A 13,715-nucleotide genomic window follows, 5' to 3' on the forward strand; every position below is an offset into this window, starting at 1 on the left:
GCTCTAAAAAGCGAAAGTGAGATGAGATGCGAATCGCGTGGATAACCGATCCGCATCTCAATCACGTTTCGCCGGATCGTTGGGATCAATGGTGCGATCGCATCGCATCGATGCAACCCGATGCACTTCTAATCACCGGCGACATCTCCGAAGGGGATGACGTCGAGTTGCAGTTGCGACGCACCGCGGAACGGTTCGCCGTCCCGCTCTATTTTGTGCTCGGCAATCACGACTTCTATCAAAGTTCCATTGCCCAAACTCGGCAAAATGTGATCGCGGCCTCACGCGACCACAATGCACTGAACTACCTGACCGATCGAGGTCCGGTCGCGTTAGCCGACGGGGTTTACCTAGTCGGTGAAGATGGCTGGGGTGATGCGACCGTGGGCAACTACGATGAATCGTTTATCCGGCTAAACGACTTCAAGCTGATCGATGATTTTCGCGAGATATCCGACGACCGCTGGAAAGCAAAGCTCCAACAACTCGGTGCCGACTCGGCCGCTCGGCTGCAAGTCAAACTCAATGCAGTTCCTCGCAATGCGACCCAGATACTCGTCGCGACCCATGTTCCGCCGTTTCGTGAATCGTGTTGGTACGAAGGCAAAACGACCGACGACCACTGGGCTCCCTTTTTCGTTTGCGGTGAAGTTGGCCGCACGTTAATGGAGTTTTGCCAACGCCGCGTGGATTGCCAAACCACCGTCATCTGTGGTCATACGCATCACGACGGCATCGCCACCCTACGTGAAAATTTGATCGTGCATACGGGATCCGCCGTCTACGGTGCTCCCGATGTCGAGGCCGTCATCGAAGTCACGGCAAACGAACTTCACATCGCAGGGCACCGTCGTTGATCGCGGAGCGATCAACGACATTGGTCAACGGCATTCGCTCACCTCGTGGCATTTACTTTCTACTATGATGGTAGAGAACGATCTCGAATGTGAGCGAACTTGATCCCATGGCAAAATCGATCTGGCCTAGCGACGACAAAACCGAAACGCTGCTGATCGCGGCGAAACAGGGTGACGTGGATGCCGTGAACCGTTTACTCGAACGGCATCGAGTCTCCGTGCGGCGACTGGTCGAAATGCGGCTCGATCGCAAAGTCCAGCGGCGAGTGGACGTCAGTGATGTCGTCCAAGATGTGCTGCTGGAAGCCAGCGGCCGGCTGGAAAAATATCTCGATGACCCCGCCATGGCCTTCCACCTGTGGATTCGTCAAATCGCTTGGGACCGCATCATTGACACGTATCGACGACACCGTGTGAGCGCGAAACGCAACATGGATCGCGAACAAGCGATGGTGATACCAGCCGGCCAAGATCAATCGTCTGTGGAATTGGCGGCTCAACTTTGGGATCCGGGACCGACGCCGGCCGCCGCCGCTACGCAACGCGAAATCGCGACGAAGGTCGAAGCGGCGATCGAGCAACTTGGTGAACAAGACCGTGAAATGATCTTGATGCGGCATTACGAGCACCTTTCCAATCTAGAGATTGCCGAAGTGCTTGGCGTCAATCCGCCCGCGGCGAGCATGCGATACTTGCGTGCCATCCGGCGACTGCGTGAACTGCTCGAGAACGAATCGGGTGACGAGTATGCGCCGTGAGCGACACACCGCTTGGACCTCTCGACGAATCCCACTCCGCCGCCGAGGAGTCTAGCGCCGACGATGAAAAGATCGCCGCGATTTTGGCCGATCTTGCCGATGGGGTTTGTCGCGGTGAACTCGTCGACTTCGCCGCCGTGTGTCACCAGCATCCTCAATACGCTGATGAATTGCGGCGTTTGTGGGGTGCCGTCCTGGTTACCGATACCGCCGGCGTTGCCAACGAACAACTCCCTGCTGCAAACGACCATATGACAATCGAAGCCGGCTCATCGGGACGTTGGCGAAGTCTGCAATTGCCAACCGAAATCGGCGACTACAACTTAATCGAAGAGATCGGTCGCGGCGGAATGGGCGTCGTTTTTCGCGCTCGCCAAATCAGTCTTCATCGCGAAGTCGCTGTCAAAATGATCCTGCGTGGACGATTGGCAAGCGAAACCGACATGCAACGTTTTTTGGCCGAAGCGTCGGCAACGGCAAAGTTGGATCACCCCAGTATCGTGCCGGTATACGAAGTCGGTGATATCGATGGCCGACCTTTCTTCAGCATGAAGTACATCGACGGCATCACGCTGGCCGAGCGAGTCGCCGATGGACCGATGCCACCACGAGAAGCGGCTCAGATTGTCGCCACCATCGCTCGCGCGATCCAGTTCGCACATGACGCTGGCGTGCTGCATCGCGACATCAAGCCAAGCAATATCTTATTGCCTCGCGAGGGCGTGCCGATGATCACCGATTTCGGATTGGCGAAACAATTGGGTTCCCAAGCTGATTTAACGCGCAGCGGGATGCTCGTCGGCACTCCTGCCTACATGTCACCCGAGCAAGCTGGTAATCGCCGCGACATGATCGGACCTTCGAGCGATGTTTACAGCCTTGGCTGTGTACTCTATTTCGCTTTGACGGGAAGTTCACCCTTTGTCGCCGAGACTCCGATGCAATTGGTGATGTTGGTGATCGAGCAAGACCCCAGTCCACCGCGAACGCTGCGTCCAAGCCTGGATCGCGACTTGGAAATGATTGTGGTTCGCTGCCTGCAAAAACCGATCGATTTGCGATATGAATCGGCAGCCGCGCTGGCGACAGACCTCGAAGCGTATCTTACTGACGAACCGGTCGCCGCACGCAGTGGTCGGTTTGGCCAGGTCGTTGCACGCGTGTTTCGCGAAACCCATCATGCCGCGGTTCTAGAAAACTGGGGGCTGTTATGGATGTGGCATTCGTTGGTGTTATTGGTTGCGTGTTTATTGACGTGGCAACTGGATTATCACAACATCACCAATCGAATGGCATACGCCGGCGTATGGACCGTCGGCTTAGGCACTTGGGCGGCAGTCTTTTGGCGAATGCGACAGCGAATGGGGCCGGTCACGTTTATTGAGCGGCAAGTCGCCCACGTGTGGGGCGCCAGCATGATGGCGATCGCGATGATATTTCCGCTGGAGTGGTGGCTCTCGCTACCGGTGCTCACCCTATCCCCGATGCTAGGGCTTGTCACCGCGATGGTCTTTCTAATCAAAGCAAGCATGTTAACGGGGGCGTTTTATGTCCAGACGGCCGCGTTATTAGTTGCGTCGGTTTTGATGGCGTACTACCCACCCTGGGCCCATTTAATTTTTGGGGTTGTCGGTGGAGGATGTTTTTTTGTGCCCGGCTACCAATACGCCCGCCGCCGACGCAGGCAAGGACACACACCCGAGAGAAGCCAACGCTGGTTTGATTAGATCCGGCTCGCGCGGAGAGTGCGAAAGGAGAGAGTCGCCGTTGTTCGGTAATGCAACCGTTACGCGGATCTTTCTGTCCGACGCAGCGTCAGCAGCGACAGTTCGGGGCGGCAATGAATGCGCATCAAGTGGACGCCGCCGAGCCCGCGCGAGACATGCATCGTGGTCGGTGCTTTGTAGAAATCGCCCGACGCAAATCGGCTACCGTGAAAACTAGGACTCAAGATCGGACCGATCAACGGCAATCGTCCTTGCCCGCCATGCGTGTGCCCCGCCATCATCAGATGAATGCCGTGCCGTCGCGCCCACCAAATTTGATCGGGGCTGTGGCTGACCAAAATCCGAAACTCGCCGCCGTCATGGGGCTCAAGTTGCGGTCGATCAAACCAGGGGTATTCATTGCCGATGATTCGTACCGCTTGACCACGTAATTGGCAAGTGACGGAATTGGTGCCCAGATCAGTCCACCCGGCCAAGTCCATCGCATGACGTGTTTGTCGCGAGTCTTCGATCCGCGTGTCATGATTGCCCAGCACGTAGAAGCAGCCATCGCGTGCCTCGGCCGGAGCAAAAATCTCAGGTAACCAATCGACACACGGTTGCCGATCGATGATGTCACCCGTAATCACCATCATGTCGGGCTGCCACTGAGTTGCCCGCGTTACGACGTACTTGGCGTAGTCGGGATGCACATCGCCGGTTAAATGAATGTCGCTTAAATGGGCGATCCGATAACCGTCCAATTTTTCCGGTAATCCCTCGACGGGCAGCGTGATCTGTTCGATCGCCAAGTCAAAGATTTGGTTCAGCGGCAACTTGGATTCGAACTTGCATTTCGCCGTTAACGCAAGCGGCTTGTTGACCACACGTGGAACATCGACGACCTCGACTTTGCGTTTCGCAGCCACCCTCTCGATGCCGAGGATCGGACGCCACAGCAGCCAAGGAATCCCCAGGTAAATCCAACTCGCTAAGCAAACGACAGCATAAAGGTTCAATAACGGTGGAAAGTGCACGGTCGCATCGCCATCGATCAGCACGCTTTTTAGAGAATCAAAGTACAACACTCCGACGATCATGGGGATCGAGACGGCCGATGCAAAAAAAACCTTGACGATTCGTTTGATACGCTGCCGTGGAATCCCCAAGCCATTGATGCGATTGTAAATCGCCACATGAATCCCGAAGTGCCCGATTAGAGCGGCCCCCAGGATCAACCACCATCGATTAGGCGTAAGCATCACTCTACAGCGCCTTGGGTCGCATGAAATGTTCAAGTTCAACCGTGCTGCTGAGCCGAAACTTGCTCCAGTCCTCGTCCGCTAAGGTGAAAACAGCAATCGCAGCGGTGGGCATGTCGATCCATTGTTGAGCCAGTTGGGAAACCAGGTGTGCCAGACCGGGGTTGTGAGCGATCACCATCAAAGTCGAAGCATCGCAATGGTCCGAACGAATGGTGCTGCAAATCGTTTCGGGCGTGGCCAAGTACAACGCGTCGCTATAACTGACGATGGGATCCGAAGGAAACGAGTCCTGCATCCGTTGGAGGGTTTCTCGCGTTCGGGTTGCCGAGGAACAGAGCACAACATCGGGCAGACAATCGAGCTCGCCAAGCCACGCGCCCATGATCGGGGCATCATGACGCCCTCGCTCGTTGAGATGACGCTCATGATCGGCACTCCCTTCGCCAGACCAATCGCTTTTCGCATGCCGCATCAAGACGAGACGCCGCGGCTTTTGATGCGTTCGACTTTGGGAATCGTCCATGGTCATTTTTTCTAACGTTGTCCGCGTGAGCTTTAGCGTACCGATTCCAAGCCATGCATCCGTCGTAAGAGACCGAGTTGTCCGGCGTGAATGCCTTCGTGGATCGGACAGAAGAGGATCGCACCGAGTTTGATCGGGTAAGCAGCGTAGGGCATATCGACCGCTTCGAGCAACACCTCTGGGGCAACCCCCTCGAGTACCTGCATGGATTGAGCGTGGACTTGGGCAAGTCGATCTAACAGCTCCTCGGGTGTCGGTTGCGAGCTGGCGTCCGCGCTCGGAACGGTGCCGCGACCGTACGTTTTACGAAATTTTCCCGGTATCAATTCCAGATCATCCGGGCCGCGGCCGCGGATCCGAAACATCAGTAGCCCGTACTGGCTGACCGTTAGATGCCCCACTTGCCAGGCGACGTTCGTGGGCATCCCAGCGGGGATCGTAAACCACAGTTCTTGTGGCGTGTTTTCGAGCAACTCCAAGGTGTAGTTGCGGGCAAACTGGATCTGGCCGATCGCCCCACGCAACATCTCGGAAGCTTGCGTCAGCGAAGGAACGATCGTGCTATTCGTTTCGGTATTCATGTCCCGATCATACCAAAATTTAGGAAATGAAAACGAGCCGCGGCGCCTCCGCACGCACCGAAAATGGCGGCTCCCAAGGTCCTTGCCGCTCAGCATCCTTGCTACTCAGCGATCTGCCTGTGAACTTGCGCGTTGTTCCGAACCCACCGCGTCGGCGGGGGTCAACCGATCTTGATTTGGTCCTGGGCTGATGCGTCGGGTTAGGATTTGCTGGGAAAAATGGCAATCGCGGCTGGGGTAGGTTCGCTTTCAAAGCGCAAAGCAAAAACGTCATCGGGACCCCGGCGGGAAGGGCCGCAGTTAACTGCAAGAGGGGGACCGTGCTAGCGGGCAGCCTTGTTACGCGCTGGCTTTGAAACCAGACGAATCGGCGGCATCACCGCACGGCCGCCATGGAACGTGCGGCGACGCTCAATCGTGTGATCAAACACGAACGCGCCATGCTCGATGCCGGGACGAGGCGAGACGCGGAGGATCGCCGGATGGCCACATTCACTGCACTGGATACGCAATCCGTGGCCATCGAGCAAACGATGAATCGACTGAACCATTTGTTGATTCTGGTCGAGGGAGCCGAAACTGCGGCCGGCAAATTGTCCGAGTTGAATTTGAATCGCTTGCCGAATCGAGCGTTGCATGCGATTGATTTCACGCTCCAGATCTTCGATGGCCGCCCCAGCAACCTCGGCCGATAGGGTCTCCGTATCCGCTGGGTTGGATTGATGCAGGGGGGTTCGGTTCAGGTGCAATCCGGCGGGATCGAGGTCAGCCATAGAATCGATAAGGAGGGGGACGTGAACAAAACAACACTCTAGGAAGCCTAAGATAAATCCCCCAGAACGAACTGGACGATTTTATACAAATTGTATAAGCTGTCCAGTCAGATCGACGCGTTTTCGTCCACTGGTTTACCAAGACGTCCCATTATCGCCACTTGATGAGGGGATGACGAAGCGACGCAAAATGGGAAAGCGCTGCTTATTCGCATCAATCGACAAGGTCGGTGGGTGCCGGTGGCTTTTATCAGTAACCGTCAAGGTCAACATGGCGGCGAAGCGTTTGATTCACTACTGTTCGACATACATCTAACTCAATTCACCCCCTCGTGAGCTCCGAAAAACGCCATGTCGGTCAATCAACAAACCGTTGAGGAAACCAAAGCTCAGATCCGATCGCTGGTCAACGAGATTGCTGCGCTCTCGAAATCCGGGGCGACGGCCGGCGAGTTTTATCCTGAACTGCTTTCCCGCATCATCACTGCGCTGGCCGCTGCCGGCGGTGCCATTTGGTTGCTTGACGAAGATCGTCAGCTCAAGTTGCAGTATCAAATCAATGCGGAACCGAGCGTGTTGTCGGGGGACACCGAGGACGCGACTCGTCACACCCGGTTGATCCAGCGCGTCGCCAACACGGGCCAATCGCTGATCGTTCCGCCTTATTCGGGCACGGCCGACGGCGAGGCCGAAGGCAACCCAACCCGTTATCTGCTCGTCCTGGGCGCTCTGAAGCATGACGAGCAACAAGACGGTTTGATCGAGATTTTCCAACGTCCCGACACCGCGCCGGATACTCAGCGTGGTTACCTGCGGTTTGTTCAACAGATGTGTGAACTAGCCGCGGATTGGTTGCGCGGACAGAAGCTACAAAAGCTTGGGGACCGTCAAACGCTGTGGCAGCAAGCCGACGCGTTCGCGCGAGCGTCGCACGAGTCGCTCGACTTGATGGAAACCGCTCACATCGTTGCCAACGAGGGTCGTCGCTTGATCGGTTGCGACCGCGTAAGCGTGGCGATCAAAAAGGGGAACAAGTGCACGGTACGGGCGATCAGCGGTCAAGACACGATCGAGAATCGATCCAATATCGTCTCGTCGCTCAATCAACTTGCCACCCGTGTGGTCGCTGCGGGCGAGCCGCTTTGGCATGATGGATCGACCGAAGATTTGCCTCCCCAAATCGAAGAGGCGCTCGAAGACTACGTCGATCAATCTTACGGCCGCAGCATCGCTGTGCTGCCGCTTCGCGAACCGCAACGAAAACTCGGTGCCGAAGCGGACACCGGCGCCGCGGGTGAGATCGATCGCGACAACGCTCACCGCGGCGAAGTGATTGGGGCGTTGATCATCGAGCAAATCGAGAGCAACATTCCGACCGAAATCTTTCACGCCCGATGCGATTTGGTGTACGAGCACGGAACGCGTGCGATCGCCAACTCGATGTCGCATAGCAATTTGTTCTTGATGCCGGTGTGGCGGGCGTTAGGTCGTGCCACCTGGGTATTACGAGCGCGAACGTTACCAAAGACGCTCGCTGTGGTCGCTTTAGTGCTCGCCGGAATTCTCGCCTTGGTATTCATTCCTAAGGATTTCACACTCGAAGCCGAGGGAACGCTGACTCCGGAGATTCGCCGCGAGATTTTCGCGCCGATTGACGGCGAGGTGGTCGAAGTGTTGGTGGACCACAACTCACCCGTCACGATCGGCCAAGAACTGGTTCGTTTGCGAAACCGGGACTTGGAAATCCAGCTCACCGATATCGAAGGCCAAATTCAAACGGCGTTAGCGGAAAAGGCACGCAACCAGGGGCAATTGACCCAGCGAAAATCGCTCGACCCTTCCGAACGACGGGCGCTCGAAGGAGAAGTCAACGAGCTCGACACGAAACGCCGAGTGTTGATCGAAAAGAAACAAATGTTGGTGGATCGCGCCGAGCAATTGATTATTCGCTCGCCAATCGACGGAATCGTGACCACTTGGGACGTCGAAAAGATGTTGCGGAGTCGTCCGATTTCGACTGGCCAAGTGTTGTTGGAAGTCGCGGACCTGCGTCAGCCGTTGTTCCTCAAGTTAGAGCTGCCTGAAAAACGTGAAGGTCACTTGGACGAATATATCGACGAGCATCAGTCCGACGAGCTGGATGTGACCTACATTTTGGCGACCAACCCGGACGTGAAATTGGATGCAACGCTCAAAGTTGCCCAAATTTCGGCTCGGGCTGAACCGAACGAAGAGCATGGTGCGGTCATCAAAATGTCGGCATTTCCCGAACAAACCGCATTACAGGCATTGCGTCCGCGTCCCGGCGCGAAGGTGATCGCCAAGGTTTACTGCGGCCGCCGATCGAGTGGATTCGTGTTCTTTCACGAGATCTACGAATGGTGCTGTAAGTTCTTCTTTTAGTTCCCAGCGAAGTGATGGCGTGATCAAGCTGTCACCCCACGATGAACCAATCTAATCGAGTTTGAATCTGTGAAAACAATCTTAATCACTGCACTCGCACTGGCGTTTGCCACTCCGGCTTTGGCTCAGACCGCCCCCACTTCGGTTGCACCCACTTCGGCTGCGAACGAAATTCACGCCGAGAATTGCATGGTGAAGTTCATTCACAATGTGGATGTTCCTGCGGAGGTCGATGGCAAGGTGATGGAACTAAAGTTCGATGAGGGCTCGACGGTTGCGGCTGGCGAATTGATGGTGGTCATCGACGACACCCAGGCCAAGTTCGCTTTGGAGCTGAAGAAAGCCGAGGAGAAGGAAGCCCTGCTCAATGCCACCAACGACGTCAATTTGAAGGATTCCAAGAACGCCGAAGATCTCGCCAGAGCGGAACTTGAAGCGTTCAAGGAGCTGCGTCGCGAAGGAGCCATTCCCTTCTGGGAACTCGAAAAGAAACGTTTTGAGGCGACCCGCGCGGAGCTAAAAATTGACTTGGCGGAAATGCAAATGCAGATCGCCAAGGTTCAATTCAAAGCCAAAGAAAACGAACGCCAAATGGCCGAGTACGAGATCAAGAAACGCCGCATCACGGCTCCCTTTGCTGGCTACGTCGAAGCTCGTCTTGCCCAACTTGGTGAATGGGTGCAACCGGGAACCCCGGTCGCGACCTTGGTTCAATTGGACAAATTGAAAGTCGAGGGTTACGTCGATGCACTGCGTTATTCCGACCAAGTGGTCAAAGGCATGCCCGCCCAGGTGCGGGTGTATCGCGAAGCGAGCAATGAAAACGCAGTGACCTTTAATGCCAAAATCGACTTCGTCGGCAGCGAGATTGGCTTGGACAAACGCTACCGAGTCTCGGTCAATATCGACAACAAACAAGCTGGCGAACAATGGTTGGTCAAGCCAGGAATGCGAGCCGAAATCATCGTGCTTAAGTAACTCGACCGCGTTAGCCCAAGGGTTCCAAAACGGCGAGACCGGACGAACGCGGCAATGACAGGCGGAAAGCCTCTCCCACTTTTTTACCCCATTCTCTTTTCCACTCCATTCTCTTTTCCACTCCATGGCCACACTTGCTGAATCACTCGTAAGCAGCTCATCACGGCCGCTGACAGTGCGCAAACGACCTGATTTGACGGCGAGTCGACATCGCTATCAAGGCACAGGTTATTGGGTGGTCAAGGAACCGGTGGGATTACAGTACTTTCGTTTTCATGAGGAAGAGTACTTCATCCTAAACATGCTCGATGGGCACGTCAGTCTGCAGCAGATTAAGGATGGATTCGAGCAGCGTTTTGCTCCGCAAAAGATCACGTTTGGTGACTTGCAACAATTCATTGGCATGTTGCACCGCAGCGGATTGGTGATCAGTAATTCGCCGGGGCAAGGCAAAGCACTGCGCGAGCGCGGTCGCAAAAAGAAGAACAAAGAAGTGATGGGCAAGATGTCCAACGTGTTCGCATTGCGATTCCGCGGCTTCGATCCCGAGAAGATACTCAATACGATTTTGCCTTGGTTTGGTTGGATCTTTACCGTTCCAGCGCTAATCTTTTTTCTTGGCTTGTGTGGGGCCGCTGGGCTGCTGCTGGCCAGTCAATACGAGACCGTTTACGCGAAATTGCCGACCTTTCACCAGTTTTTTGCTGCTGATCGTTGGTTGATTCTGGCCATCACGATGGCGCTGGTAAAAGTGCTTCACGAGTTTGGTCACGGGTTGAGTTGTAAAAAGTTCGGTGGGGAATGCCACGAGATCGGCTTCATGTTGCTGGTCTTTACGCCGTGTTTGTATTGCAACGTTTCCGACTCGTGGATGTTGCCGAACAAATGGAAGCGTGTTTGGATCGGAGCGGGCGGGATCTATGTCGAGATGATCTTGGCGTCGATCGCAGCGTTTGTGTGGTGGTTTAGTGAACAAGGCACCACGATCAACGACTTGTGTTTGAACATGATGTTTTTGAACGTCGTCAGCACGGTCTTGGTGAATGGTAACCCGCTGTTGCGGTTCGACGGTTACTACATCTTGATGGATTTTTTAGAGATCCCGAACCTGCGTCAAAAGAGCACCGAAGTGCTGAAGCGTTGGTTCCAAGAAACCTGTCTCGGTTTAGAGTTACAAGACGATCCGTTCATGCCCACGCGGGGCAAGTTGATGTTCGGGTTGTTCACGATCGCCAGTGTGATTTATCGCTGGGTCGTGGTGTTTTCGATTTGTTGGTTCGTGATCAAAGTACTCGAACCTTATGGACTTCAAGCGGTGGGACGGATGGTGGCCGTGGTCGGATTCTTCGGCCTGGTGGCGCAACCGGTGATTCAAACGTGGAAGTTCTGTCGTACGCCTGGGAGATTATCAAAAGTGAAACGTGGCCGTCTGTTGGCGACATTGGCGATCGCCGGGCTGGTTATCGCTGCCGTCATTAAAATTGAACTTCCCCACCATGTGGATTGTGCGTTGGAGATTCGTCCTAGCCAAGCTGGTGCGGTCTATGCCGGAACCCCGGGACGCATCGCATGGACGGTCCAACCGGGGGCCGAAGTTCGTGTGGGCGACAAGATTGCGATCTTAGAGAACCCCGATCTTGAGATTCGCTTGGCCGATTACCGCGGCGAAGAGGAGGTGGAGACCGTCAAGCTGCGGAATCTGTCGCTGCGGAGCAGTTATGATCCTTCCCTCAAGGCGAGGATTGAAACTCAGGTGGAATTGATTCATTCGCTGGCCTCGGTGCGTGCAAAAACCGAAGAAGAGTTAGAGCGATTGGTGATTCGCGCCAACCGCGACGGATTTGTCTTGCCACCGCCGGAACGTGATTCCCAAGATGCCGGCGACGGACGATTGCCTGGTTGGACCGGTTCGCCGCTGGATGAACGAAATCGTGGAGCGATGTTGACGGCCGATGACCTGATTTGCGAGATAGGCAGCCGTGATGCGTTTGAAGCGGTATTGGTGATCGACCAAGGCGACGACCAATTGGTACGCGAAGGCCAAGCGGTGGAAATGCTACTCGATTCCAATCGTATGAAAAAGTTCAGCGGACGCATCTCCGAAAAATCCAACGATCCACTCAAAGCAACCTCGTCCTCGATGGCGAGCCAGACCGGAGGCGACTTGCAAACCGAGATTGATCCGACCACCGGAATGATCAAGCCACGCAGTGTGTCTTATCAAGCACGGGTTCCGTTGGAGCACGACGAAATGTCCTTCCGACCTGGCTATCGAGGTAGCGCGAAAGTACACGTCGATCCGATGTCATTAGGAGCTCGCTTGTGGCGCGTGATTGCCAAGACATTCAATTTTGAATTCTAGGCAACTCGCCAATTTGCGTACATCACGTGGTTTAACACACCGTAAAAGACAATCAAGAATTTTTAATCGAACCATCGTCGTCTCACGTTGCAGCAGCCCTCCATATTGTTAGCATGCGATGCGTCATGATCTTTCATTGTGATAACGCGGGCTTAGAAAAAGGGAGCTGTCTGGGACTGGTGCGATTCGGGCGGCAAACCCGAGACGACTTTTATGCCCAAGCCGTTTTCGCTCGTTCGTGATGCGAAAACAGAATGATCTTCCTTCTTTACCTTTCGGAGTGAACTTACTGATGGCAGACGATACGAAAACCCCTGCAGCAGAAGCAGCAGCGGGTGCTGCAGCACCTGCGGAGCAAGCACAGACACAGCAACAACAGCCTGTGCAAGTCCAAGTGGCGGACGATAACGCAATGGCATGCTACGCCAACTTTTGCCGCGTCACCGGATCGCCTGAAGAGTTGATCATCGACTTCGGTTTGAACCCACAACCGATCGGCGTTCCTAAGGACCCCATTCAAGTCAAGCAACGCATCATCGTGAACTTCTTCACTGCGAAGCGTTTGTTGGCGGCATTGCAAATGTCAGTGGCTCGTCACGAGTCGGTCTTCGGCGTGTTGGAAACCGATATCAACAAACGAGTTCGTCCCGGCTTGAATCAACAACAGACCCCACCTGCACAAAAGAGCTAGTGGGCTCCTTCGCTGCATTTACCTGCAGTGAAATCAGCTAGACTAAGCCGCGTCACTTCACGAGTGACGCGGCTTTTTTTTTGGGGCCGTTCCGATGCTTCCGATGTCTTCTTGAACGATCTCTCCGAGTGATTCCATTATGCAGTATCCAATCGAATTGACCTTCAAATTGATGACGTTTGGTCAACGCATCACCGCCACCGACGCGAACGGAAACGTGTTGATGTTCATCAAGCAAAAGATGTTCAAGTTAAAAGAGAAGGTCGACATCTACAGCGATAGCACCCAACAAAATCTGATCTTCCAGATCGCCTCGGACCGCATGATCGACTTCTCGGCGAATTATCATTTCCGCGATGCCCAGGGCAACGATTGGGGCGCGGTGCGTCGCAAGGGGATGAGATCGTTGTGGTCGGCTCATTACGACATCATGCAAGAGGGGACGGTCGATATGACGATCTCCGAAGAGAGCCCGATGAAGAAAGTGCTCGAAAGTTTGCTCGGCGAGATTCCGATTATCGGCTTGGTCGCCGATTACATGCTCAACCCCAGCTACATCATCAAACGTCCCGATGGCACCCCGGTTCTGAGGTTGACGAAACGTCCCGCTGTGTTCGAGGGTAAGTTCACCCTGACCAAGCTCAACGAGATCCCCGAGGACGATGAGCTACGGTCACTGTTGGCGATGATCATGCTCGTGCTGTTGGAGCGACGACGCGGTTAAAAATCACGCTTGACTCAGTCCCTCGCGATCGCGGTAGACGTTGCGTGCTTTTCACAAGCCGACGCGTCAGCGAGGGAATCTCGATCTTGACTCA

Annotated in this window: 12 protein-coding genes; 8 read left to right on the top strand and 4 right to left on the bottom strand. The window is 54.9% G+C overall.

From position 1 onward, the window contains the following. Positions 1-26: 26 nt before the first annotated feature. From Pla52o_RS13165 to Pla52o_RS13175, 3 genes are all read left to right on the top strand, one after another. Positions 27-857 carry a metallophosphoesterase family protein gene (locus Pla52o_RS13165; RefSeq protein WP_146595054.1) on the top strand — a complete coding sequence of 277 codons (831 nt, stop codon included), beginning with the start codon at positions 27-29 and terminating at the stop codon, positions 855-857. Between the two features lie 107 nt (positions 858-964). Then, complete coding sequence (locus Pla52o_RS13170) at positions 965-1,615, top strand: sigma-70 family RNA polymerase sigma factor (protein ID WP_146595055.1); 651 nt, start codon at positions 965-967, stop codon at positions 1,613-1,615. A 71-nt stretch (positions 1,616-1,686) separates the two neighbouring features. After that, a complete protein-coding gene (locus tag Pla52o_RS13175; RefSeq protein ID WP_390620874.1) occupies positions 1,687-3,342 on the top strand; it encodes a serine/threonine-protein kinase in 1,656 nt (551 codons plus the stop codon). 59 nt (positions 3,343-3,401) lie between these two features. On the opposite strand, the gene Pla52o_RS13180 is transcribed toward Pla52o_RS13175, so the two are convergent. The 4 genes from Pla52o_RS13180 to Pla52o_RS13195 all read right to left on the bottom strand — a co-directional run bounded on the left by Pla52o_RS13180 (position 3,402) and on the right by Pla52o_RS13195 (position 6,463). Then, on the bottom strand, positions 3,402-4,583 hold the full coding sequence (locus Pla52o_RS13180; RefSeq protein WP_146595057.1) for a metallophosphoesterase: 1,182 nt from the start codon (positions 4,581-4,583) through the stop codon (positions 3,402-3,404). Between the two features lie 4 nt (positions 4,584-4,587). Next, on the bottom strand, positions 4,588-5,109 hold the full coding sequence (locus Pla52o_RS13185; protein ID WP_197169213.1) for a SixA phosphatase family protein: 522 nt from the start codon (positions 5,107-5,109) through the stop codon (positions 4,588-4,590). Between the two features lie 32 nt (positions 5,110-5,141). After that, positions 5,142-5,690, bottom strand: coding sequence for a DinB family protein (locus tag Pla52o_RS13190; RefSeq protein ID WP_146595059.1), 549 nt, complete (start codon positions 5,688-5,690; stop codon positions 5,142-5,144). Positions 5,691-6,013: 323 nt separating this feature from the next. Continuing rightward, positions 6,014-6,463: a hypothetical protein gene (locus tag Pla52o_RS13195; RefSeq protein WP_146595060.1), complete on the bottom strand. Its 450-nt coding sequence runs from the start codon at positions 6,461-6,463 to the stop codon at positions 6,014-6,016. A gap of 351 nt (positions 6,464-6,814) precedes the next feature. On the opposite strand from Pla52o_RS13195, the gene Pla52o_RS13200 reads away from it, so the two are divergent. The 5 genes from Pla52o_RS13200 to Pla52o_RS13220 all read left to right on the top strand — a co-directional run bounded on the left by Pla52o_RS13200 (position 6,815) and on the right by Pla52o_RS13220 (position 13,621). Beyond that, complete coding sequence (locus Pla52o_RS13200) at positions 6,815-8,866, top strand: biotin/lipoyl-binding protein (protein ID WP_146595061.1); 2,052 nt, start codon at positions 6,815-6,817, stop codon at positions 8,864-8,866. 69 nt (positions 8,867-8,935) lie between these two features. Continuing rightward, the gene (locus Pla52o_RS13205; protein WP_197169214.1) at positions 8,936-9,844 is read left to right on the top strand and encodes an efflux RND transporter periplasmic adaptor subunit; all 909 of its coding nucleotides are present in this window, start codon (positions 8,936-8,938) and stop codon (positions 9,842-9,844) included. Positions 9,845-9,968: 124 nt separating this feature from the next. Continuing rightward, on the top strand, positions 9,969-12,206 hold the full coding sequence (locus tag Pla52o_RS13210; RefSeq protein ID WP_315852948.1) for a hemolysin D: 2,238 nt from the start codon (positions 9,969-9,971) through the stop codon (positions 12,204-12,206). A 292-nt stretch (positions 12,207-12,498) separates the two neighbouring features. Beyond that, entirely contained in the window at positions 12,499-12,897 is a 399-nt protein-coding gene (locus tag Pla52o_RS13215; RefSeq protein ID WP_231612306.1) for a DUF3467 domain-containing protein, read from the top strand. Positions 12,898-13,036: 139 nt separating this feature from the next. Continuing rightward, on the top strand, positions 13,037-13,621 hold the full coding sequence (locus tag Pla52o_RS13220; RefSeq protein WP_146595064.1) for a hypothetical protein: 585 nt from the start codon (positions 13,037-13,039) through the stop codon (positions 13,619-13,621). Positions 13,622-13,715 lie beyond the last annotated feature (94 nt).

This window comes from Novipirellula galeiformis (assembly GCF_007860095.1).
Lineage (GTDB): Bacteria > Planctomycetota > Planctomycetia > Pirellulales > Pirellulaceae > Novipirellula > Novipirellula galeiformis.

Excerpts from the sequence above, each read along its gene's own strand:
- Pla52o_RS13195 (WP_146595060.1), bottom strand. The coding sequence starts at position 6,463 with ATGGCTGACCTCGATCCCGCCGGATTGCACCTGAACCGAACCCCCCTG.
- Pla52o_RS13170 (WP_146595055.1), top strand. The coding sequence starts at position 965 with ATGGCAAAATCGATCTGGCCTAGCGACGACAAAACCGAAACGCTGCTG.
- Pla52o_RS13200 (WP_146595061.1), top strand. The coding sequence starts at position 6,815 with ATGTCGGTCAATCAACAAACCGTTGAGGAAACCAAAGCTCAGATCCGA.
- Pla52o_RS13210 (WP_315852948.1), top strand. The coding sequence starts at position 9,969 with ATGGCCACACTTGCTGAATCACTCGTAAGCAGCTCATCACGGCCGCTG.
- Pla52o_RS13220 (WP_146595064.1), top strand. The coding sequence starts at position 13,037 with ATGCAGTATCCAATCGAATTGACCTTCAAATTGATGACGTTTGGTCAA.
- Pla52o_RS13190 (WP_146595059.1), bottom strand. The coding sequence starts at position 5,690 with ATGAATACCGAAACGAATAGCACGATCGTTCCTTCGCTGACGCAAGCT.
- Pla52o_RS13180 (WP_146595057.1), bottom strand. The coding sequence starts at position 4,583 with ATGCTTACGCCTAATCGATGGTGGTTGATCCTGGGGGCCGCTCTAATC.
- Pla52o_RS13185 (WP_197169213.1), bottom strand. The coding sequence starts at position 5,109 with ATGGACGATTCCCAAAGTCGAACGCATCAAAAGCCGCGGCGTCTCGTC.
- Pla52o_RS13215 (WP_231612306.1), top strand. The coding sequence starts at position 12,499 with ATGGCAGACGATACGAAAACCCCTGCAGCAGAAGCAGCAGCGGGTGCT.
- Pla52o_RS13165 (WP_146595054.1), top strand. The coding sequence starts at position 27 with ATGCGAATCGCGTGGATAACCGATCCGCATCTCAATCACGTTTCGCCG.